This window comes from Erythrobacter sp. S158 (assembly GCF_057364915.1).
The window spans coordinates 1,525,745-1,547,036 of the sequence record NZ_CP200279.1; the positions used below are offsets into that span (position 1 = coordinate 1,525,745).

Consider the following 21,292-nt stretch of genomic DNA (forward strand, 5'->3'; position numbering starts at 1 on the left):
GCCCCTATTTACACTTAGCTAGGCGATTGGTTCCACTTGAGATTTCTCGGAACGAAGCCGGGTTCCAAAGAGTAAGATAGGCGTAACCAAGGCGAGGCAATCGCCGCAAACGCAAATCTAGGAGCCCCACCCATGATGGAACTTATCGCACTTATCGCTACTATCCTTCTTCCGCCGCTTGGCGTCGCAATCAAGAAGGGTCTCGGCACTGATTTTCTGATCAACCTCGTGCTGACCCTGCTGTTCTTTATTCCGGGTCTCATCCACGCGATTTATGTGAACTATGTCGCAGGCGGAACGCGCGCATCGCTCGCCTAATCCGGTACTGAGTTCGGTCAGTGACCTGACCTGATAGAAACGGCCCCGCCATCCTTTATGGCGGGGCCGTTCTTGCATCTGGCGCAACCTTCATCTCGAGGGTCGCGTATCTAACCTCGATTGTTTTTCTGGGCTTTCCACCCACACACCCTATCTAGAGCGCCATGCCTGACGACAGCTTCGACAAATCGCCAAAAGATCGTGGTGACAGGAACCGGGAACGTGCCGTGCCCTCGGGCCGGATCGCACGCTTCGGGACCTTTGGAAGACTCGTCGGCGGTGTCGCTGGCGGGATGGCTGCGGAGGGCGCACGCCGGCTCACGAGCGGAGAGTCGATCAATCCGCGCGACCTGATCCTGACGCCGGGCAACGTAAAGCGTATGACCGATCGCCTCTCGCATCTTCGGGGTGCGGCGATGAAAATGGGCCAGATGATCAGCATGGATGCGGGCGATTTTCTCCCGCCGGAATTGTCTGAAATTCTCGCTCGCCTGCGCGATCAGGCCAATTTCATGCCCACCAAGCAGCTCGATAGCGTGCTGAAGGCCGAATGGGGGAACGATTGGCGCCGCCAGTTCAAATGGTTCAACCCGCGCCCGATTGCGGCGGCCAGCATCGGTCAGGTGCACAAGGCCATGACCCGCGATGGCGAGGAACTGGCGATCAAGGTCCAGTATCCCGGCATTGCCAAAAGCATCGATAGCGATGTCGACAACGTGATGACGCTGCTCAAGGTTGCAGGGTTCGCCCCGCCGGAGCTTGAAATCGACAAGCTGCTCGCGGTGGCGAAAAAGCAGCTTCACGAGGAAGCAGACTATCAGCGCGAAGGCGAACAGATGGAGCTCTATCGCCGCACGCTTGAAGGCGAAGAAGGCTTTGTCGTCCCCCGTCTCCACGAAGGGCTTACGCGCGGGTCGATCCTCGCGATGAGCTTCGAGGATGGCGTTTCAATCGAGCGGCTCGATGAAGAGGCGCCAGAACGCCGGGACGAGGTGATGACCCGCCTCATGAAACTGGTCGCGCGCGAATTGTTCGATTTCGGGATAATGCAGACCGACCCCAACTTCGCAAACTACCGCTTCCGCCGCGACACAGGCGAGATCGTCCTGCTCGATTTCGGTGCTTGTCGCCCGGTCGATCCCACTGTCGCAAATGGCTACCGCAACATGCTCAAAGCCGGGCTTGCTGGCGATCGCGATGAGGTCATCAAGGCGACGATCGAATCCGGTTTCATGATGCCGATCGTCTACGAAAAGCACCCCGAGCGCGTGGGACGCATGGTCGACATCGTCATTGGCGAGATGCGCGAGGACAAGCCGTTCGACTTCGGCGACCGCGCGTTCGTCCCACTGCTGCGCGACGAAGGTTGGGAAATCGCGCAGGACAAGGACACTTGGGCCTTCCCTCCAATCGAGACGTTATTCGTTCAGCGCAAGGTATCTGGCACAGCCCTGCTCGGCGCGCGGCTTAAGGCGCAGGTCAATGTCAGAAGGATGGTCGAGGAAGTGCTCGGCTCGACCGAGCCCTTCCCCGTTTCAGCCTGACTACTCAGCGAGCTGTGCCGCGATCCACCGATCAACGTGCCCTTCGAGCACGTCGAGCGGGATCGATCCGTTTTCCAGCACGGTATCGTGGAAGTCACGCAGCGAGAATTCCGCGCCCAGAGCTTCCTCTGCCCGCGTGCGCAGTTCGCGGATCTTGAGTTCGCCGACCTTGTAAGCAAGCGCCTGGCCCGGCCATGTCATGTACCGGTTGACCTCTGCGTCGATGTTACCAGGTGAAAGCGCGGTGTTGTCGAGCATGTAGTCGACCGCCTGCTGTTTGCTCCATCCTTTCGAGTGGAGCCCCGTATCGACGACCAAGCGCGTCGCGCGCCACATCTCGTAGGACAGGCGCCCCATCTGCTTGGCCGGTGTGTCGTATAGACCCATTTCGATACCGAGCCGTTCGGAATAAAGCCCCCAGCCCTCAACAAAAGCAGTGAAGAATGTACCGTTGGCGCGCAGCGGGTGGATATCGAGTTCCTGCTGGATCGCGATCTGCAGGTGGTGCCCAGGAACTGCCTCATGTACGCCAAGTGCAGGCAATTCCCAGAGCGGTCGTTGGTCCAACTCGGTCGTGTTGATGCGATAGATGCCGGCCGAACCTGTCTCCAGCGAACCCGGCTCGTAGTACGCGGTCGTATTGCCCGGTGCCTGCGCGGCGGGAATGGGCGACACCGTGTAAGGATTGCGCGGCAAGCGCCCGAAAAGCTCAGGCATGAAGCCGTCAATATGCTTGGCGAGCGCAGCGACGTAGCGGACATACTCGTCCTCGTCGGTCATGTAATATTGCGGATCAGTGCGCAGGTGCTCGATATAGGTCTCACGGCTATCGAAGCCTGCTTTTGCCGCGACCTCTTCCATTTCGGCACGAATACGCGCGACCTCGGACAGTCCAAGATTGTGCACCTCGTCCGCAGTCATATCTGTCGTGGTGAAACTACGCACGCGGTAGTCGTAGTAATCTTCGCCTCCCGGCGTTGCGGAAACACCGGGTACTCCCTCACGACAATTGGAGGCGTACTCCTCGGTGTAGAAGCTCAGGAACTCGCGGTATGCCGGAATGACTGTACCGGTGATTGCCTCGCGCGCGCGGTCTTTCAGTCCTGACCAGACTTCGTCGCTGAAAGCTGCTGGCCTGTCGCCCGCGAATGGCCCCCAGAACGGCGTCTGTGTCGGGTCGTCCACGATTAACTGCCCGATGCGGGCATCGAGGCCTTCCATTGGTTCGCACGGTTGGGTCAGCCCTTTTTCCACAGCGATCCGGCTGCGCGCGATCCCGTCATCGTTGACTTCGCCATAGGCACCCAGCCGCGAAATGTAGCTTTCGTAATCGGCCAGCGTGAAAAACGGCGAGCCATTCGGCAGCGAGGCAAATCCGCTGAACCAGCCGCCGCGATTGGTGAAAAGGATGTAATAGTCGTGCTCATGTTCGCCTGCTGCCACTGCATCGGCGAGGCTTGAGCGGATCACGCCAAAGTCGACCATCATCTCGGGCGAAAACCCACTGGTATCAATGGCATCGAGGCGTTCGATAAATGCGCGCGCCTCCTCGATCGAGCGGATATGCGCCTCCAGCGACCAGTCACCAAGCTTGCCGTCGCCGCGTCGATCGCCGACGCTGGTGGCAAGCTGCGGATTGTTGTCGAGCCGCCATTCCCACACTTCTTCGCGCACGGCCTCATAGTCTTCGACCGGACCTGCAAGAACAGGCCAAAGGGGTAAAGCTGCAGCGATCAGGCCGATCAAGAATTTGGAGGACATTATCTTAACCTCTTTTTTAGCACGGTAATTATTGCGTTGTCGGAAAGTCTTACACTACACAGCCACCATGACACGGGTCGATAATAACGTTCCCAAGGTGCTCTTTGTGTGCCTAGGGAATATTTGCCGCTCTCCCATGGCGGAAGGCGCTTTGCGAGAAGCAGCGGCGTCGGCTGGGATCAAGCTGCAAGTGGATTCGGTTGGGACTGCCGCCTACCACATCGGCGAAAACCCCGATCCGCGAGCCATCGCCACGGCGCGCTCGCATGGGGTCGATATTTCGAAGGCTCTTGGTCGGCAGCTGACCGAGGCAGATTTCCACGACTTCACCCATATCCTTGCTCTCGATAAAGCTAATTTGGCCGGGATCAAGGCGCGCAAACCCAAGCACGGAACGGCGAAGGTCGATCTTTTGCTTGACCTTGTTCCGGGACATGAGGGAGAGTCTGTGCCCGATCCCTATTACGGCGATGAAGACGGTTTCGAGCAATGCTGGCAGACGATCAGTGAGGCGGTCGAAGCGCTGATTGAGAAGCTTGGATATCACACCGCCTGAGGCTTTTGGGATCCGCGCGTTCGTCCCGCGAACCGATATTGCGCGTAAAAAAGCATGACCGCGCCAAGCAGCACCGGCCCAGCCACCAGCAAGGGATCGGGCAAGTCGTAAAACCCGGCGGTTTCAAACTCGACCAACGGCGCGCGCAGCACGATGACAAATGCCCAGATCATTCGAGCAAGATGCCGCCTTACCCGCAGTTTGGCACGATCTCGCTGGCGAAGGTGCCAATGAATGTCCCCGCCGAGCAGGATCAACGGGACGAGCAGCACAACGACCGGGCCGATAGGAGGTACGAGGCCGGACATCACGTTTGGTAGGGCGATAACCAGAAAAGCGGCCACAGCGGCCGCCTCGATCACACAAAGAGCAACTTCCGCGCTGCGCACGTTTGCGCTCGACGGCTTGAGCGCCAGCCAGGCCGTGATCACAGCGTAGGCCGACGTCACCGCATTGAGAGCGAGCGGTGCAATAAACTCCCTTGCCAGCATCACCAACGCCGTCACGCCGATCAGCAAGACCGAGACGATGCAGACCTGTCCCGCGCGAACATGAAGTCGGCTGCCCTTGGTCGCGAAAAATGCGACCAATGCCGCCACGAACCAGATCGCGCCAACGATCATGTGTCCCTGATACTCAACAAGCGAGTATGGCACCGGATCGAAAAAATCGATCGGATCGGGCGCGAACAATTGAGTAGCCATGCCTACCCCTTCCACCACCCAAGGTTGCGACAGTCTACCACTCTAGCAGACCGTGGACAAATGCAGGCGTTCCGCCGCCTATCCTCCGCGCAGCAATTGCACGCCCCAGTCGCGCTCGAACAGGTAGAGCAGCACCCGTGCCGCCTCACCGCGCTGCGATGTCAGACCTCCGTCCCGGTCTATCAGCAAGCGCGCGTCGGCGTGCGCTGCGGGCAGGAGCTTTTGCACTTGCTCCAAATTAGCGATCCGGAACGCTGCCTCGCCCGACTGGCGTGTGCCGAGGAGCTCTCCACCGCCGCGCAATTCGAGATCTTCCTCGGCGATGCGAAAGCCGTCCTGCGTCTCGCGCATGAGAGCAAGCCGCTTGCGACCTGTCTCGCTGAGTTCGCCGCCGCGCAGCAGCAGGCAGACAGATTTTTCGCTCCCCCGCCCCACGCGGCCGCGCAATTGGTGAAGCTGCGCTAACCCAAATCGTTCAGCCTGTTCGATGACCATCAAAGTTGCCGAAGGCACATCGACGCCTACCTCGATCACGGTGGTCGCGATGAGGAGCTTGGACCCGCCGCTGGCGAACCTCTCCATGTTCGCATCCTTGATTTCGGGGCGAAGCTGCCCGTGGACCAGGACAACATCATCCCCGAACCGCTCCTTGAGTGAGGCATAGCGCGCCTCTGCGGCGGCGATGTCGGCCGTTTCGTTATCCCGAACCATTGGGCACACCCAATACGCCTGCTGACCGGTCGCGAGATGGCGCTCGACGCCCGAAACGATATCTTCCATCCGCTCTTGCGCAACCACGCGAGTATCAATCGCCTGTCGTCCCGGCGGAAGCTCGTCGAGACGGCTCACGTCCATCTCGCCATATTGGGCGAGCGTCAGACTGCGCGGAATGGGAGTGGCTGTCATGGCAAGTGTGTGCGGCGCGCGCTTGCCCTTCGCGGCGAGTGCAAGGCGCTGCTGCACGCCGAACCGGTGCTGCTCGTCAATCACCACCAGCGCCAGGTCCTTGTAGGTCACGCTGTCCTGAAAGATGGCATGAGTGCCGACGAGGATATCGATATCGCCGTTGAGCAAGCTCATCAGCAGCCCTTCACGCTCGCGCCCTTTCGCCCGGCCGGTGAGGATCGCGACTTCGGCGCCGGTCGGAGCGGCCATCTTGCGCAGGGTTTCAAAGTGCTGCCGCGCGAGGATTTCGGTTGGTGCCAGCAATGCCGCCTGCTTGCCCGCTTCGACTGCGATCAACATCGCTTCGAGCGCTACCACGGTCTTGCCTGCGCCCACGTCTCCCTGCAGCAAACGGAGCATCGGCGCTTCCTGCTGAAGATCGCCTTCGATCTCGCTTACGGATCGTTTCTGTGCGCCGGTCATCTCGAATGGCAGATCGAGGCGGTCGCGCAAACTTTGATCGCCCTTGAGCGGTTGCCCGCGTTTTCGCCGACCGTCCGCCCGTACCAGCAGCAGGGCGAGGCTGTTCGCGAGCAACTCGTCATAGGCGAGCCGGTCGCGCGCTTTTTCGTGCTGGTCCTTGTGCGCGAGGTGGAGCGCGTCATGCCAGTTGGGCCAGCCCTCGCGCTCGAATTGTCCCGGCTCGATCCATTCGGGCAGCTCTGGCAAACGCTCAAGCGACTGCGCCACCAGGCCAGCGACCCGTGGCTGCGTGAGCCCTTCAGAGAGTGCATAGACCGGCTCGTTCATCCGCGCGAGATGCGTTGCAGAATCCTTCTCGACATGGTCGGGGTGCACAATCTGGAGCATGTCCCCGTACCGATCGAGCCGCCCGGCGATCCAGCGCTTCTCTCCAACGGGCAGCTGCTTTTTCGCCGTGTAGGACGCCCGCCCGAAATAGGTGAGCGCGCAGATATTGCCAACTTCGTCCTGAGCCATCACCCGGTACGGCCCGCGACCCGGATTGCGCGCGGCGCGATGCTCCGTTGCGGTCAGCGCGACAATGACCTGCTCGCCTTCCGCGCCTTCATCGAGGTTGGCAATCGCGCGGCGCGTCACGAAGCGTTCGGGCAGGTGGTAGGCCAGATCCTTGACCCGCGTCAGTCCCAGCTTCTCAAGCGGCTTTGCGAGCTTTGGCCCCACTCCATCGAGCGTCTGGCTTTCAGCAAACAGCGGATTGAGAACGTCGGGGCGCATGCACAAAGCCTATACGATCTTGAACGCGCCTTGCGAGTGCCTTACTTCACTCGCATGCCTGATATGCCCACCTTAGAAACCCGCCTCGCTCGCGCCAAATTCCGTGCCTGGCACCGCGGCACGCGCGAAGCGGATTACATGATCGGTGGCTATTTCGATCGCTATCACGCCGAATGGGGTGAGAAGGAAATGGACTGGTTCGAGGACCTGCTCGCCGAAGACGACGTCGATGTCATGGCATGGGGCCTCAAGACACAGCCCGTCCCGGAGCGGTTTCAGGGCGAGATGATCGAGAAAATGCAGCGTCTCGACTACGTCGACATCCCGAGCTAGGGCCGCGGCGTATCTGAATTCCTGCGGCAGCGCAGGAACTCCCGCCAACCCGAACGCTTTAAACTCACATGCCCGATCTCAACCGCATCCTTGCGGCCCAAGTCCCGCTGACCCTGTCGTCGCTTCCCCGCGGCGCGCAGCCGCTTGTCATGAGCGACCTCGCGCGCGCGGCGAAAAAGCGTGCCGTTTTCATCGCACCCGACGATGCAGCGATGCGTTCGGTTGCCGAGGCTGCGCGATTCTTCGCGCCAGAGGTTGAGGTGCTCGAGTTTCCGGCATGGGATTGCCTCCCTTACGACCGCGCCAGCCCCGCGCTTTCGGTGAGTGCTGCGCGCCTGTCCGCGCTGTTCCGATTGCAGCACCCCTCAACCGGTTCGCAGTTGCTTGTCACTACGATCAACGCGGTGCTTCAGCGTGTACTGACCCCGTTTCGCATCAGAGAGAGCGTGAGGGGTTTCAAACCGGGAACCACCATTGGCCACGAGAGCCTCGCAGCACTGCTCACACGGCAGGGCTATACGCGCACAGATACGGTCGTCGATCACGGCGAGTTTGCGGTGCGCGGATCGATCGTCGACATCTTTCCGTCCTCGCTCGATGAAGGCCTTCGGCTCGACTTCTTCGGCGATGAGCTTGAAAGCCTTCGTCTGTTCGATCCGTCGACGCAGCGCTCGACCGGGCGGCTTAAGGATCACTTGCTCCTGCCCGCATCCGAAGCGCTTATCGACGAGGATTCCATCAGGCGTTTCCGCAGCCGATACCGCGAGAAATTCGGCGCCGCTGCCACGCAGGACCCGCTATACGAAGCGGTAAGCGACGGGCGGCGCTTGGCGGGAATGGAGCATTGGCTGCCGTTGTTCGAAGAACGGCTGGCTACGTTGTTCGACCACCTCGCCGACGATGACGTCGTTGTGATCGACCAGGCGGCGCTCGGAGCAGCCGAAGAACGGCTATCCGACATACAGGACTACCACGACCAGCGCGGACGCGTGGCGAGCGACAAGACCGGGTCTTACCGACCGCTTGCGACCGATGCGCTGTATCTGGCCAATGACGAATTCCAGAGCGCCTTGGCAAAAGCGCCCGCGCACCGTGCCAGCGTCTTCGCTGCGCCCGAAGCGGAGGCGGTGCTGGACTTCGGCTTCAAGGCAGCGCGCGACTTCACGCCGGAGCGCGCTCGCGGCGACAATGTCTACGAGGCCGCTGCCAAGCACTTCAAGGCGATCGCGAAAGACGAGCGCAAGCCTCTTTTCGCGGCCTACTCAATCGGCAGCGCGAAACGTATCTCTTCGATCCTCGAAGAAGCAGGCGCGCCTACCGTGCTCGCAGAGAGCTGGCAGGAGGCGCAGGGTCTTGCGGCCAAGTGCCAGACTGCGGCGATGATCCTGCCGCTCGACACCGGGTTCGCGAACGACAATCTGGAAGTCCTGACCGAGCAGGACGTGCTCGGTGATCGGCTCGTCCGGCGCAAAAAGAAGCGCAAGGATTCCGACGCTTTCCTCGCCGAACTTCAGGCACTCTCACGCGGCGATTTGGTCGTCCATGTCGAGCACGGCATCGGCAAGTATTTGGGCCTAGAACCGGTTCCCGTCGGCAAGAGCCAGCACGATTGTGTCACGCTCCAATACAAAGGCGGCGACAAGCTCTACATTCCGGTCGAGAACCTTGAGGTTCTCTCGCGCTATGGCTCATCGGAAGAGACGGTACCGCTGGATCGCTTGGGCGGTGAGGCATGGCAGAAACGCCGCGCCAAACTGAAGGAGCGCATCACCGCCATCGCCGGCGAATTGATGAAGGTTGCCGCCGAGCGCGCGCTCAAGAAAGCGCCGCGCTTCGATGCAGAGGACGCAAGCTTCAACCAGTTCGTCGATCGCTTCCCTTGGGAAGAAACCGACGATCAGGACGCCGCCATCGCCGATGTCCTGCGCGACCTTGAAAGCGGCAAACCGATGGACCGGCTGGTCTGCGGCGACGTCGGCTTTGGAAAGACCGAAGTCGCTTTGCGCGCCGCTTTTGTCGCGGCGATGAGCGGCAAGCAGGTCGCAGTGGTCGCCCCCACCACCCTGCTCGCCCGCCAGCATTACGAGAACTTCAAACAGCGCTTCGAAGGGTTCCCTCTCAAGCTTGGCCGCTTGTCGCGTCTTGTGTCGTCCAAGGAGGCAGCGGAAACTCGTGAAGGCCTCGCCAACGGAACGGTCGACCTCGTGGTTGGCACCCATGCCATCCTTTCGAAGTCGACCGAGTTCAAGGATCTCGGCCTCGTTATCGTCGACGAGGAACAGCGCTTTGGCGTGACGCATAAGGAGAAGCTGAAGCAGTTACGCGCCGACGTGCACATGCTCACGCTGACCGCCACGCCGATCCCGCGCACCTTGCAGATGGCCATGACCGGCCTGCGCGAGCTTTCCACTATCCAGACTCCGCCGGTCGACCGCCTCGCGGTGCGGACTTATGTGATGGAGTGGGACGACATGGTGATGCGCGAGGCGTTGCTGCGCGAACATCACCGCGGTGGACAAAGCTTCATTGTCGTTCCGCGCATCTCGGACATGGCCGATGTCGAGGAGTGGCTGCGCGAGAACGTACCAGAGGTCAAAGCTATCAGCGCGCACGGCCAGATGGGAGCTGCCGAAATAGAACAGCGCATGAGCGCATTCTACGACCGCAAGTACGAAGTGCTGCTGTCGACGACCATCGTCGAGTCCGGCCTCGACCTGCCGAGCGCCAACACTATCATCATTCACCGCGCCGACCGCTTTGGCCTCGCCCAGCTTTACCAGCTGCGTGGGCGCGTGGGCCGGTCGAAGCTGCGCGCTTACGCTTATCTCACCTACGAAAAGGACGTGCAGCTTTCCGAAGTGGCGGAAAAGCGCCTCAAGGTATTGGGCGATCTCGACAGCCTTGGTGCAGGCTTCCAGCTTGCCAGCCACGACCTCGACATTCGCGGTGCCGGCAACCTGCTGGGCGACGAGCAATCAGGCCACATTCGCGAGGTCGGATTCGAACTCTACCAATCGATGCTCGAAGACGCGATCCTTGCCGCGAAGGCTGGCGAGATGGGGCTCGAGAAAGCGCAGGACGCATTCTCACCGCAGATCACCGTCGATGCGCCGATCATGATCCCCGAGGATTACGTCCCCGACCTCGCTGTGCGCATGGCGCTCTATCGCCGCCTTAACCAGGCGCAGGACAAGGCCGAGATCGAGAGCTTGGCGGCGGAAATGATCGACCGCTTCGGCGACCTGCCGCAACCCACCAAGAACCTCGTGCGGCTCATCGAGATCAAGCATCAGGCCATCGAGGCGAACATCGCCAAGATCGATGTGGGTGCGCGCGGCACGCTGGTAACGTTCCACAAGGACGACTTCCCCGACGGGCCTGGGCTTATCGCCTATGTCGATCGGCTCAAGGATACAGCCAAGCTGCGCCCGGACATGAAGCTTGTCATCAACCGCGCATGGGGCGACCCGGAAAGCCGTCTCAACGGATTGTTTCAGCTGACCAAGGGCCTGAGTGGAATCGTACGCAAAGCGAAGAAGCGCGAAAAGCAGGCCGCCTAGCTGAACAGGTGAGAGATCAGGTTGTAACGCACACCCGATGTCGTCTCCTGAACCTCGTGCAAGAGTGAAGACGAGAAGACCATCGTCGTGCCTGCGGGCACGCGGTAACCTTTCGGGCTGAACTACTCGAAGGTAATTTCGCCGCCTTCATATTCATCATTGAGGCTCATCGAGAGTGCAAACCGACGATGTGCACCGGGTGGATCGACATTGTCGCGGTGCCCCATCGCGATGCCTTCACGCTTTCCGACATAACGCGCAATATGCAGGTCCTCGCGCCGGGTCACATCGTAGGCGAAAGCTTTCTTGATCATCGGAGTGACGCGTCCGAAGATCCTTTCGTCAAGAAATCTCAGCGTATTGGGATCCTTGATAATGAGGTCGATCCGGTCCTGCCGATTGTGATCGTAAACGGGCACCTTGTAATTGCCCGAGATCTCCCCCGGCTGAGGCTTGCGCACCATGAAGGGCGTGTCTGTTTCGACCGATTTGACAAGGTTTCCGCACTCTTCCGGCGAAAGTACGTTGGGCACGATCAGGATAGGCGCGTGAGGCGGGCTCCAGCGCATTTCCTCGGCTGCTTGCGAATTTTCCAAAACACTCATGATCGTATCCAGCGTTGGGCCTGCGTCGTTGTCGATGTCGAAATAGACGCGAATTTGACGGAACGGCGTGATCAAGACCAGCCGCGTTGTCTGGTCTTCTCCCTTGTGAAGTCCGTATGAGGCAAAGAACGCTCCCGACGGATCGCTTGCGATAGGCCATGGAAAGTTCGCCTCGCGCTTCATTTGCTTGTTTGCACTTGCATCCGCCGAAGCGCTGACCGCAATCACGGTCGCATTAGCGTCCTCAAATTGCGCATTTAGATCAGCAAGCGCCCGTAGAAACGCAGCAGATTGCTCCGAATGAGGATCGCTCAGGAATGCGAGCAACAGATAGTGGCCCGACAGATAATCGTCGGCGAGGTTGATTTTCCTGCCCTGCTCATCGCGCGTCTCGAAGGGCATCGCCAGGGCACCGGGCCAGAGCGGTTGCACATAAGGCCGGATAGACGGCGCGGCGATCTCATATGTCGGGCGATTATCGGACATTGCTTTGCAGCTTCACGTAAACATGCAGCAGGTCAATGGCAGTGTAGAGGGGCTTGCGAAATTATGCCCACGCAGCGCACGCAGTCAGCCGTGGCCCTGCCCTCTTGCCGTGCGCGACAAGGCAATCACGTCGTCGCTCTTCATTGGCTGAGCACGCAGGAAGCCCTGCCAATAGTCGCATCCTTCCGCCTTGATCGTTGCGCGCTGAACGTCGCTCTCAATACCCTCGGCGTAGATTGCAAGGTCCAGCGCCTTGGCGAGCGCCATGATGGCCCGTAACACCGCCAGCGCCTTGGTGTCGCCAGGAATGCCATCGACCATGATCTTGTCGAGCTTGATCGCATCGAGCGGCAGCGCCCGCAAATAGTGGAAGTTGCAGAAGCCAGCCCCGAAGTCATCAAGCGCGGTACGAAAGCCAAGTGTACGCAGAGCATTGAGAGCCGCCGAAGCCTGTTCGATATTGCGAACAAGCAGATCCTCAGTGATCTCGAGCATAAGGCGCTCAGGTTCGATCTGGCTTTTCGCGATGCTCTCGGCGAAATCGGCGGCAAAGCGCGGATCGCCCAGCTCCTCGGGCGTGATATTGAGCGAAATGGTGAGATCGTGAGGCCAACTCGCTGCATCTTCAAGCGCCCTTGCAACGACATGCCGTGACAAGGGCGCCACGAGAGCAGCACGCTCAGCAATCGCAAAAAGGTCGCGCGCTCCGATCTCTCCGAGCGAGGGATGCTGCCAGCGTGACAGTGCTTCGGCCCCGACCACCGCGCCTGTGCGACAACTGAATTGCGGCTGGAACAGCACTTCGATCTCGCGCCGGTCGAGCGCGCGCAAGAGGTCCTGTTCGAGCGCCGATGCCTTTACCCCGGGCAGATTGCCCGGTGCACCGCCTCGCAGCGAGCCGGCTCCTGTCGTTCCTGTCGATGTGCGCCCGTTATTCATGCGGCTCCCTTATTCCCGCATTTCGCCAAAATCGCTCCCCAATTGCAATCCGCCCAAAATTGGAACATCAGGATAACTCATTAGTGCCTGTGGGGGGCGCGCTGCCAGCGTAGCATGGACAAGTAAACGCTTAGGCAAGGCGGATTTTTCGCGAAATTGTGCGGAGTGCGTGAATGGGGACTGCAGTGGACACCGACACCAATGGCAGCCGCTCGGGCGATGGTCCGGTGCGAGGCAATTTCGAGAAGGTTGCCCTCGTCGCTTCCGATTCGCCGCGCGCACAGGAAGCCTATTCCATGCTTTGGGCTCAGCGTGACTGGTGCGCGATGGAGGACGCCGATGCGGTGGTCGTTCTGGGCGGCGACGGCTTCATGCTACAGACGCTTCACTCGATGATGGACACAGGCCGCATTGTTCCCGCCTATGGCATGAACCGCGGCACGGTCGGGTTCCTGATGAACCGATATGACATGACGAAGCCGGTTATGGAGCGCCTGAATATCTCGCGTGCCAAGACGATCACACCCCTGTGCATCACCGCGGTCACGCAAGCCGGCGAAAAGCACGAGATGTACGCGATCAACGAACTGTCCCTGCTGCGTGAAACCCGCCAGACAGCGAAGCTTGAGGTCACTGTGGGTAGCCGCGTGCGTATCCAACAGCTGGTGGGCGACGGGGTGCTTGTCGCGACCCCTGCTGGATCGACCGCTTACAACCTGTCAGCGAACGGCCCGATCCTGCCGCTCGACAGCGGAATGCTCGCCCTCACCCCGATCAGCCCATTTCGCCCGCGTCGTTGGCGCGGAGCCGTTCTACCGGACGAGATGCGAATCAAGTTTCGCGTGCTCGAGCCGGTCAAAAGGCCGGTTGCAGCCGTCGCCGACCAGAAAGAGCTGCGCGATATCGCCGAAGTCACGATCGAGATCGCGCATGACTGCGACCTGGAACTGCTCTTTGATCCCGGACAATCACTAGCCGAGCGCATAGTCGCTGAACAATTCGCAGTGGATTAGGCTGATCGCGCAAGCGGGGCACGAAAACACGAATTCACCCCTTGCATTGCTCGCCGCGCCTGCATATAGGCTCGCCTCCGCTTCCCTCCATACCGCTTGGGAAGCTGCTCCCCGATAGCTCAGCGGTAGAGTAGGTGACTGTTAATCACTTGGTCGTTGGTTCGAATCCAACTCGGGGAGCCATTTTCCACCCACCTTCGATCGCCAGGCCTTAGACAGGGCCATTTCCACCGTGCTAGCACGCGTCTGGAACGTTTCGTTTTGGGAGGAATACATGGGGATTTTTGGACTTGTCGCGGCCTCGCCGATCTTTGTCATGCTGATGGCAGGCGATCTTGACCGTGACACGCGTGACCACTTCGACAAGATCGCAGAATCGGTCTCGATGGCGCCCACTTGCCGCCAGCATGATTTCGTCGTCGACGATGCCGGCATCAGCGATTGGAAAATACGTGCGGTCGCGATGGCTGTCGCAGCCGGCATGGCCGAGCCCGACGCACAGGCTTTGCTCGATCAAACCATCGACGAAGAATACGAAGATACCAAAGCGATGTTCGAGGAAGCGCGTCGCACCGTTCGCACGCGCGACCAGTCCGAGCGCTTTAACCGCCGCATGAAGAAGACGTGCGAGCGTCTCGCCAACCACGAACTTTCAGGCGGCTACTTCACCGAGGAATGATGCGCACTTTGCCGGGGTGGGCGCTCAGACGCGTCAGACCCCGGCCAAGAGCCTCACGCCGACCAATCCGACTAGCGCTGCGGTAAGCCAGCGTATCCATTTGAGCGGAAGCACTCGCACGGCCATCAGGCTACCGATCTGGCCGCCGATGACCACTGCGATAAGCAGCGGCAGTGCATCGACCATCGCGCCGCCGAACGTGGCGGGTCCGTTCTTGGCGAGTTGACCGGCCAGACCAAACAGCGAGTTTACGAGTATGAAAAGGCTCGCGGTCGCGGCAATCGCGCGCGCATCGCGCCACCGTGTCAGGTGAAGAAGCGGTGCGAGAAATATGCCTCCTCCGATGCCGACCAGCCCTGCCAGAAACCCTATAGGCGCGGCCACGAAAGGCATGGCCTTGGCGAAGCGGGTCGGCACGCTCGTATCGTCCTCCTTCACCGGGATCAGCATCGTCAGCGCTGTCAGAACGAGGCTAGCCCCAAGCAGAAGCAGGAACGAGTTGCGGTCGATCGGCATGAGCCCGCCGATAAACGCCGCCGGAGCCGCAAGAGCGGTCAACGCAATGGCTCCCTTCCACGGGGTAACGCTCGAGCGAGCAAAGCGAATGCTCGCACCGGTCACCACCACGATGTTGCAAGCAAGGCTGACGAGCGGGAGAACCCGGTAATCCAGCCCTGCCAGCGCGAGCAGCGCCGAATAGGTCGAGCCGCCGCCGAAACCGACGCTTGCATAAAGCAGCGCGGTGACGAAAAAGCCTCCAGCGAGCAGAAGGATCAATGGCACTGTGCCCTAACCTTCCTGCCCGCCAGTTGCCGGTACTGAAATCCCTACCTTATGCAGTGCGAACAGCACCCGCATTCGCCGCACCGTGGCAGTGCTTGTACTTGTTGCCAGAGCCGCAAGGGCACGGTGCGTTTCGGCTGATCTCCATGCCTGCATAGGGGTTGTCGGTCTGAGAACCGCCCGGTCCAAATGCAGCCTTGGACGAACCCGCAAGCGAACCAAAAAGCTCAGCGCGCTCGGCAGAACCGTCGCCGTCATCCGAGTTCTCGAGGCCCGTCAACGGATCGATGTGGCCGGTCAGGAAATCAGGCAGATCGGGCAGTGCTGCAGGCTCGGGCTGCTGAATGCGCAGTTCTGACTTGAATAGCAGCTTGGTCACGTCCTCGCGAAGGGTTTCGAGCATCGTTTCGAACAGCGCGAAGGCTTCCTGCTTGTATTCGTTGATCGGTTGCTTTTGAGCAATTCCACGCATCCAGATCACCTGCCGCAGCGCATCGAGCGTGGCGAGGTGTTCTTTCCAGTGATAATCAAGCTGTTCGAGAAGCAGCTGCTTCTCAACCCGGCGCCAGATTTCAGCGTCATACTTCTCGACTTTCGCCGCCATCATCTCGTCGGTTTGAGCGCGAATACGCTCTTCCATGATCTCCTGCTCGACCTGGTCTTCCTCAAGCCACTCATCGATCGGAGGCGTGATGCCGAAGACCTCTTCGAGCTTCTCCTTGAGCCCTTCGACGTTCCATTGTTCGGGGTACGAGCCGACCGGGCAGTTTGCATAGATGATTGAGCTGATGGAATCGTGGCGCATATCGACAACGACATCGTCGACCGCTTCTGAGTCCATGATTTCGGCGCGCTGTTCGTAGATGACCTTGCGCTGGTCGTTCATGACATCATCGTACTGCACGACCTGCTTACGGGTATCGTAGTTCCGCGCCTCGACCTTCTTCTGTGCCGTCTCAATGGCCTTTGAGAGCCATTTGGACCCGATCGCCTCGCCATCTTCGAGGTTCGAATTCATCATCTTGGCAAACAGGGTGTCTGGGCCGAAGATGCGCAGAAGGTCGTCCTCGAGGCAGAGGTAGAAGCGCGAAAGGCCAGGATCGCCCTGACGGCCCGAGCGACCGCGTAACTGGTTGTCAATACGGCGTGATTCGTGGCGCTCGGTGCCGAGCACGAACAACCCGCCTGCTTCGAGCACCTTGGCTTTCTCAGCTGCGACTTCTTCCTTGATTCGGGTGATTTCGGCTTCTTTTCGAAGGCCGTCTTCCATTTCACCCAGCTCATCCTCGATCAGGAAATCGACGTTACCGCCAAGCTGAATGTCGGTACCGCGACCCGCCATGTTGGTCGCGATGGTCACAGCGCCAAGCCGGCCCGCCTGCGCCACGATATGCGCCTCGCGCTCGTGCTGGCGGGCGTTGAGCACCTCGTGCTTCACGCCTTCCTTGTCGAGGAACTGGCTGAGCAATTCGGACTTTTCGATCGAAACAGTGCCGACCAGGATCGGTTGACCGCGCTCGGAATGTTCCTTGATCGTCTTCGCGATAGCCGCGAACTTGTCCAATGTATTCTTGTAGAACTCGTCTTCCTCATCGATGCGCTGGACCGGCACATTGGTCGGGATCTCGACGACGTTGACCTTGTAGATGTCCCAGAATTCTGCCGCTTCGGTCGCAGCCGTGCCGGTCATACCAGACAGCTTGGGGTACATGCGGAAATAGTTCTGGAAAGTTATCGAGGCCATGGTCTGGTTCTCAGGCTCGATCTTCACGCCTTCCTTGGCTTCGACCGCCTGGTGAAGACCATTTGACCAGCGGCGGCCATCCATCATGCGGCCCGTGAATTCGTCGATGATGACGACCTTGTCATCCTTCACGATGTAATGATCGTCGCGTTTGAACATGTGGACCGCGCGAAGCGCCTGGTCGAGGTGGTGTACGACTTGCGTGTTCTCGACATCGTAGAGGTTGTCGGTTTCCAACAGGCCCTTGTCGATGAGCAGCTGCTCGACCTGGTCCAGTCCGTCCTCGTTGAGCTGGATGTTCTTGGACTTCTCGTCCTTCTCGTACCAATCTTCCGGAATCTCCTTCGCGACGGCATCGAGTGCGGCGTAGAGGTCCGACTTGTCCTCAGTCGGGCCGGAGATGATCAGCGGGGTACGAGCCTCATCGATCAGGATCGAGTCCACCTCATCGACGATGGCGAAGTTGAACGGGCGCTGCACCATTGCGTTGCGCTCATGCTTCATGTTGTCGCGCAGATAGTCGAAGCCGAACTCGTTGTTCGTCCCGTACGTGATGTCTGCGTTGTAAGCGTCGCGCTTGGCCGCCTCAGTCATGTTGGGGACGATCACGCCGACCGTCAGGCCGAGCCATGTGTAAAGCTGTCCCATCCATTCCGCGTCGCGGCGGGCGAGGTAATCGTTGACGGTGACGACATGGACGCCCTTGCCCTCAATCGCGTTGAGGTAGACGCCGAGCGTCGCCATCAGGGTCTTACCCTCACCCGTGCGCATTTCGGCGATTTCGCCGCGCTGGAGCACGATGCCGCCGATCAGCTGCACATCAAAGTGGCGCATTCCCAGCACGCGTACCGACGCTTCGCGAACGGTCGCGAAGGCTTCGGGCAGGATGTCCTCAAGCGTCGATCCGCTGTCGAGCTGCTCGCGGAACTTGTCGGTCTGCGCCTTGAGCGCGTCGTCCGAAAGCTCTTGGATCATCGGCTCTAGCGCGTTGATCTTGTCGACGATTTTGCCGAGCGATTTGACGTACCGATCGTTCGAAGAGCCGAAGACGGATTTAGCGATTTTGTTGAACATGGGAGAGGTCTTGCCTTTGACGTTTTGTTCTTGAGGCTCGCATCCCGCAGCAGGGCGGGACCGGGCGCAAATGCGGATATGTCAGGGAGTTTCGCACGCACAGACGGCGCGCGTTACGATAGAATTTCTTGGGGGCGCGCTATTCGAGCGCGCGGTCTCCGCCGAGGAAAATGCTCGGGCGCAGCCAGCTTGGGAACCACGTCCAGGTGCGCTTGCGCTCACGCTTGGGACGGGCAGCCTCGCGGTTTTCTGCTTCGGAGGCGCATGAACAGTTTTCGCTCGCTTGGGTTTCAGAAGTATTGGCGACTGAGCGCGAATTCTGAACGTTCGACTGCACTTCGCCCGCATGCGCAGGCGCGGAAAGCGCGGCGATGCCGGTGAACAAGGCGAACAACGCAATAAGATGACGAGCCATCATGCGCCGCAAGACATAATGCATCTGTCGCAATGCGTCCACCGTCAGGCCGGATTTTTACTACCGCATGCATGAAGATTGAGACGTTTACTCGGCATGGGCGCGGTCCTAAGGCTTCGGCCTATGGAACTTGACCCCTCTCCACTCGCTCTGCCCTTCCCCGAAATGCCAGCCATAGATGGCGTAACTTTGCGCGTTGCGAGGGCGTGTTACAAGGATTGGGACCGCTGTGATCTGACCTTCGTAGAGCTCGCTGAAGGCACTGCGCTTGCAGGAGTATTCACTCAAAGCGCGTGTGCCTCGACCGAGGTCGAAATGGGACGTGAGCAGGTAAAGTCGGGCAAGGCTCGCGCACTTATCGTCAACGCCGGAAACTCCAACGCCTTCACAGGCCATCGGGGACGCGAGACGGTTGAGCAAATCATGTCGCAGGTGGCCGAAGGGCTGGCTTGCAATCTGGATGAAGTGCTCGTTTCGTCAACCGGCGTAATCGGCGTGCCGCTTCCCAAGGACCGGGCAAGAGCAGGCGTCGGTGCGGCGCTCAAGGCTGGCGAATGCAGCTGGGAGGAGGCCGCAGACGCGATCGGTACAACAGACACTTTTGCCAAAGGTGCGCATGCCTCTGCGATGATTGGCGAGACACGTGTCGAGATCGCCGGGATCATCAAGGGTTCGGGCATGATTGCGCCCGACATGGCGACCATGCTCGGATATGTGTTCACCGACGCTGATGTGGCGCCCTCATTCTTGCAGGAGCTGTTAGAACAGGCGAACGCACAGACCTACAGTTGCATCACGGTCGACGGTGACACCTCGACCAGCGACACGGTGTTTTCCTTCGCGACCGCCAAAGCCGGCAATGCTCGTATCGAGAATTGGGAAAGCCCGGGTGCGGATGCTTTTGCTGCGGCGTTCAAAGACGTTCATCGCCAGCTAGCGCAACTTGTCGTGCGTGATGGTGAAGGAGCGACCAAATTCATAAATGTACGCGTAAGCGGTGCGGTCAGCGACGACAGCGCGCGGCGTGTCGGCCTCTCGATTGCAAATTCGCCCTTGGTGAAGACCGCCATTGCTGGTGAAGATGCCAATTGGGGCCGCGTCGTCATGGCTGTTGGGAAAGCTGGCGAACCGGCTGACCGTGACAAGCTTTCGATAGGCTTCGGGGGCGTCTGGGCTGCACGCAATGGTCTGCCGGTCGACGACTATGACGAAGCGCCGGTGTCCAAGCACCTCAAGGGCGATGAGATCGATATCGAAGTCGATCTCGGCATGGGTGGCGGACGCGCCACTGTTTGGACCTGCGACCTCACCCACGGTTACATTTCGATCAACGCGGATTACCGTTCATGACCCAATTCTCACCCTTGGATGCTGAAATACGCGACCTCCTGCGCTTCGCCGCGCAGCGTTCGATGTTGCCTAGATACCGTGAGCTGCGCGACGACGAGATCGAGATGAAGGGCGAAGATGACCCGGTGACGGTTGTCGACCGCGAGGTTGAAGAGTTTCTGACCGAAGCGCTCACAAGGCTTGCTCCCGATGTCGCGGTCGTGGGTGAAGAAGCCGTCGCAGCGGACCCCAGCGTCATGGATCGCTTGTCCGGTGCATGTTGGATCATCGACCCGCTTGATGGCACTGCCAATTTCGCGAACGGCGAGGGTCATTTCGGAATAATGATTGCGCTTGCCGACGCAGGCGAAGCTGTTGCGGGCTGGATCTACGATCCGGTTCGCGACCGGCTTTGCCACGCAAAGAAGGGCGAAGGTGCCTTTATTGACGGCGAAAAGGTCGCAGCATCGGCTTCCGGCGACACGCCGCCAAACCTTGCCGCGATGAAGGGTTTCATGCCCGATGCGCAGCGTTCCATATTCGAAGCCGAGATCGAGCCGCATTATTCGATCGTCAAAGCGCCGCGCGCAGCGTGCGAGCAATATCCGCTCACCGTGTTTGGCGGTCATGACCTCGCAATCTACGAACGCACCCTGCCTTGGGATCACGCAGCCGGTTGCCTGTTTCTGAACGAAGCTGGCGGATCGTGCCTGCGGCCGGATGGGTCGCCCTACCGCGTTGATGATGGCCGAAAAGGGATGATCGGAGGCGCAAATCGTGCTTTGTTCGATGATCTGGCCGAAAGGCTCATCAAGGCTGGCTACATGCCCGCGGACGCCTGACGCGATTTCAGGTTTCCTAAATCAGCAAGGCGCAGGTTCCGGCCTTCGCTAGAACCTGCGCCTCGTTGTTTGCCTGCCGCCAAAATCGGCAGACTGCCTGAACTTCAGATCTCGCTTTCGAGCCAGTCCTTGAGCTGGCTTTTGGGAGCAGCTCCGACCTTGCGAGCAACCGCTTCGCCATTCTTGAATAGGACCATCAGCGGGATCGACTGAACACCCATTTCAGCGGGGATTCCGGTGTTTTCCATAATGTCCATCTTGGCGATGGTGACCTGCTCGCCGAGTTCGTTGCTGATCTCTTCGAGTGCGGGTGCAATCATCTTGCACGGGCCGCACCAATCGGCCCAGAAATCGACCAGAACGGGCTTGTCGCTCTCGAGCACGTCGCTCTTGAAGCTCTCATCGGTGACGTTGACGGTTGCCATAACGGCTTCTCCTGAAAGTGGGTCTTCGCCCTTCATACGT

18 protein-coding genes and 1 tRNA gene are annotated in these 21,292 nt (G+C 59.8%); 10 read left to right on the forward strand and 9 right to left on the reverse strand.

Annotation, left to right across the window (positions count from 1 at the left end; genetic code table 11):
• Positions 1-132: 132 nt before the first annotated feature.
• Positions 133-318: a YqaE/Pmp3 family membrane protein gene (locus AC0V6T_RS07580; protein ID WP_486125705.1), complete on the forward strand. Its 186-nt coding sequence runs from the start codon at positions 133-135 to the stop codon at positions 316-318.
• A gap of 164 nt (positions 319-482) precedes the next feature.
• On the forward strand, positions 483-1,862 hold the full coding sequence (locus tag AC0V6T_RS07585) for an ABC1 kinase family protein (RefSeq protein WP_486125707.1): 1,380 nt from the start codon (positions 483-485) through the stop codon (positions 1,860-1,862).
• Here AC0V6T_RS07585 and AC0V6T_RS07590 read toward each other — a convergent pair whose 3' ends face one another.
• The gene (locus AC0V6T_RS07590; RefSeq protein ID WP_486125709.1) at positions 1,863-3,623 is read right to left on the reverse strand and encodes a DUF885 domain-containing protein; all 1,761 of its coding nucleotides are present in this window, start codon (positions 3,621-3,623) and stop codon (positions 1,863-1,865) included.
• A 67-nt stretch (positions 3,624-3,690) separates the two neighbouring features.
• On the opposite strand from AC0V6T_RS07590, the gene AC0V6T_RS07595 reads away from it, so the two are divergent.
• Positions 3,691-4,179, forward strand: a complete 489-nt coding sequence (locus AC0V6T_RS07595) for a low molecular weight protein-tyrosine-phosphatase (protein ID WP_486125711.1) — start codon at positions 3,691-3,693, stop codon at positions 4,177-4,179.
• On the opposite strand, the gene AC0V6T_RS07600 is transcribed toward AC0V6T_RS07595, so the two are convergent.
• Both AC0V6T_RS07600 and recG read right to left on the reverse strand, forming a co-directional pair.
• The gene (locus tag AC0V6T_RS07600; protein ID WP_486125713.1) at positions 4,167-4,883 is read right to left on the reverse strand and encodes a hypothetical protein; all 717 of its coding nucleotides are present in this window, start codon (positions 4,881-4,883) and stop codon (positions 4,167-4,169) included. The genes AC0V6T_RS07595 and AC0V6T_RS07600 overlap by 13 nt on opposite strands.
• A gap of 78 nt (positions 4,884-4,961) precedes the next feature.
• Positions 4,962-7,025, reverse strand: a complete 2,064-nt coding sequence (gene recG, locus AC0V6T_RS07605) for an ATP-dependent DNA helicase RecG (protein ID WP_486125715.1) — start codon at positions 7,023-7,025, stop codon at positions 4,962-4,964.
• Positions 7,026-7,079: 54 nt separating this feature from the next.
• On the opposite strand from recG, the gene AC0V6T_RS07610 reads away from it, so the two are divergent.
• Together AC0V6T_RS07610 and mfd are read left to right on the forward strand one after the other, a co-directional pair.
• Positions 7,080-7,358, forward strand: coding sequence for an FAD assembly factor SdhE (locus AC0V6T_RS07610; protein ID WP_007164003.1), 279 nt, complete (start codon positions 7,080-7,082; stop codon positions 7,356-7,358).
• Positions 7,359-7,426: 68 nt separating this feature from the next.
• Positions 7,427-10,918, forward strand: coding sequence for a transcription-repair coupling factor (mfd, locus tag AC0V6T_RS07615; RefSeq protein ID WP_486125717.1), 3,492 nt, complete (start codon positions 7,427-7,429; stop codon positions 10,916-10,918).
• A gap of 122 nt (positions 10,919-11,040) precedes the next feature.
• Here mfd and AC0V6T_RS07620 read toward each other — a convergent pair whose 3' ends face one another.
• Both AC0V6T_RS07620 and AC0V6T_RS07625 read right to left on the reverse strand, forming a co-directional pair.
• The gene (locus AC0V6T_RS07620; RefSeq protein WP_486125719.1) at positions 11,041-12,009 is read right to left on the reverse strand and encodes a redoxin domain-containing protein; all 969 of its coding nucleotides are present in this window, start codon (positions 12,007-12,009) and stop codon (positions 11,041-11,043) included.
• 84 nt (positions 12,010-12,093) lie between these two features.
• Complete coding sequence (locus AC0V6T_RS07625; RefSeq protein WP_007164000.1) at positions 12,094-12,948, reverse strand: EAL domain-containing protein; 855 nt, start codon at positions 12,946-12,948, stop codon at positions 12,094-12,096.
• 173 nt (positions 12,949-13,121) lie between these two features.
• Here AC0V6T_RS07625 and AC0V6T_RS07630 point away from each other — a divergent pair, with 173 nt between their 5' ends.
• From AC0V6T_RS07630 to AC0V6T_RS07640, 3 genes are all read left to right on the forward strand, one after another.
• Positions 13,122-13,961, forward strand: a complete 840-nt coding sequence (locus AC0V6T_RS07630) for an NAD kinase (RefSeq protein WP_007163999.1) — start codon at positions 13,122-13,124, stop codon at positions 13,959-13,961.
• A gap of 108 nt (positions 13,962-14,069) precedes the next feature.
• Positions 14,070-14,144 (forward strand) — tRNA-Asn (locus tag AC0V6T_RS07635).
• A 91-nt stretch (positions 14,145-14,235) separates the two neighbouring features.
• Positions 14,236-14,640 (forward strand): hypothetical protein, encoded by a 405-nt coding sequence (locus AC0V6T_RS07640; protein WP_486125722.1) that lies wholly within the window; start codon positions 14,236-14,238, stop codon positions 14,638-14,640.
• A gap of 33 nt (positions 14,641-14,673) precedes the next feature.
• On the opposite strand, the gene AC0V6T_RS07645 is transcribed toward AC0V6T_RS07640, so the two are convergent.
• The 3 genes from AC0V6T_RS07645 to AC0V6T_RS07655 all read right to left on the reverse strand — a co-directional run bounded on the left by AC0V6T_RS07645 (position 14,674) and on the right by AC0V6T_RS07655 (position 18,659).
• Complete coding sequence (locus tag AC0V6T_RS07645) at positions 14,674-15,417, reverse strand: sulfite exporter TauE/SafE family protein (protein ID WP_486125724.1); 744 nt, start codon at positions 15,415-15,417, stop codon at positions 14,674-14,676.
• 55 nt (positions 15,418-15,472) lie between these two features.
• Positions 15,473-18,241 carry a preprotein translocase subunit SecA gene (secA, locus tag AC0V6T_RS07650; protein WP_486125726.1) on the reverse strand — a complete coding sequence of 923 codons (2,769 nt, stop codon included), beginning with the start codon at positions 18,239-18,241 and terminating at the stop codon, positions 15,473-15,475.
• A 139-nt stretch (positions 18,242-18,380) separates the two neighbouring features.
• On the reverse strand, positions 18,381-18,659 hold the full coding sequence (locus tag AC0V6T_RS07655) for a hypothetical protein (protein ID WP_486125728.1): 279 nt from the start codon (positions 18,657-18,659) through the stop codon (positions 18,381-18,383).
• A gap of 120 nt (positions 18,660-18,779) precedes the next feature.
• On the opposite strand from AC0V6T_RS07655, the gene argJ reads away from it, so the two are divergent.
• The gene (argJ, locus tag AC0V6T_RS07660) at positions 18,780-20,006 is read left to right on the forward strand and encodes a bifunctional glutamate N-acetyltransferase/amino-acid acetyltransferase ArgJ (RefSeq protein WP_486125730.1); all 1,227 of its coding nucleotides are present in this window, start codon (positions 18,780-18,782) and stop codon (positions 20,004-20,006) included.
• Positions 20,003-20,827, forward strand: coding sequence for an inositol monophosphatase family protein (locus AC0V6T_RS07665; RefSeq protein WP_486125732.1), 825 nt, complete (start codon positions 20,003-20,005; stop codon positions 20,825-20,827). The genes argJ and AC0V6T_RS07665 overlap by 4 nt, the downstream gene beginning before the upstream one ends.
• A gap of 104 nt (positions 20,828-20,931) precedes the next feature.
• Here the strand turns inward: AC0V6T_RS07665 and trxA are convergent, their stop codons facing one another.
• A complete protein-coding gene (gene trxA / locus AC0V6T_RS07670) occupies positions 20,932-21,252 on the reverse strand; it encodes a thioredoxin (protein ID WP_040464708.1) in 321 nt (106 codons plus the stop codon).
• Between the last annotated feature and the right edge of the window lie 40 nt (positions 21,253-21,292).

Bases quoted from the DNA above. Each gene is read 5' to 3' on its own strand.
- AC0V6T_RS07580 (WP_486125705.1), top strand. From the start codon at position 133: ATGATGGAACTTATCGCACTTATCGCTACTATCCTTCTTCCGCCGCTT.
- AC0V6T_RS07585 (WP_486125707.1), top strand. From the start codon at position 483: ATGCCTGACGACAGCTTCGACAAATCGCCAAAAGATCGTGGTGACAGG.
- AC0V6T_RS07590 (WP_486125709.1), bottom strand. From the start codon at position 3,623: ATGTCCTCCAAATTCTTGATCGGCCTGATCGCTGCAGCTTTACCCCTT.
- AC0V6T_RS07595 (WP_486125711.1), top strand. From the start codon at position 3,691: ATGACACGGGTCGATAATAACGTTCCCAAGGTGCTCTTTGTGTGCCTA.
- AC0V6T_RS07600 (WP_486125713.1), bottom strand. From the start codon at position 4,883: ATGGCTACTCAATTGTTCGCGCCCGATCCGATCGATTTTTTCGATCCG.
- recG (WP_486125715.1), bottom strand. From the start codon at position 7,025: ATGCGCCCCGACGTTCTCAATCCGCTGTTTGCTGAAAGCCAGACGCTC.
- AC0V6T_RS07610 (WP_007164003.1), top strand. From the start codon at position 7,080: ATGCCTGATATGCCCACCTTAGAAACCCGCCTCGCTCGCGCCAAATTC.
- mfd (WP_486125717.1), top strand. From the start codon at position 7,427: ATGCCCGATCTCAACCGCATCCTTGCGGCCCAAGTCCCGCTGACCCTG.
- AC0V6T_RS07620 (WP_486125719.1), bottom strand. From the start codon at position 12,009: ATGTCCGATAATCGCCCGACATATGAGATCGCCGCGCCGTCTATCCGG.
- AC0V6T_RS07625 (WP_007164000.1), bottom strand. From the start codon at position 12,948: ATGAATAACGGGCGCACATCGACAGGAACGACAGGAGCCGGCTCGCTG.
- AC0V6T_RS07630 (WP_007163999.1), top strand. From the start codon at position 13,122: ATGGGGACTGCAGTGGACACCGACACCAATGGCAGCCGCTCGGGCGAT.
- AC0V6T_RS07640 (WP_486125722.1), top strand. From the start codon at position 14,236: ATGGGGATTTTTGGACTTGTCGCGGCCTCGCCGATCTTTGTCATGCTG.
- secA (WP_486125726.1), bottom strand. From the start codon at position 18,241: ATGTTCAACAAAATCGCTAAATCCGTCTTCGGCTCTTCGAACGATCGG.
- AC0V6T_RS07655 (WP_486125728.1), bottom strand. From the start codon at position 18,659: ATGATGGCTCGTCATCTTATTGCGTTGTTCGCCTTGTTCACCGGCATC.
- argJ (WP_486125730.1), top strand. From the start codon at position 18,780: ATGGAACTTGACCCCTCTCCACTCGCTCTGCCCTTCCCCGAAATGCCA.
- AC0V6T_RS07665 (WP_486125732.1), top strand. From the start codon at position 20,003: ATGACCCAATTCTCACCCTTGGATGCTGAAATACGCGACCTCCTGCGC.
- trxA (WP_040464708.1), bottom strand. From the start codon at position 21,252: ATGGCAACCGTCAACGTCACCGATGAGAGCTTCAAGAGCGACGTGCTC.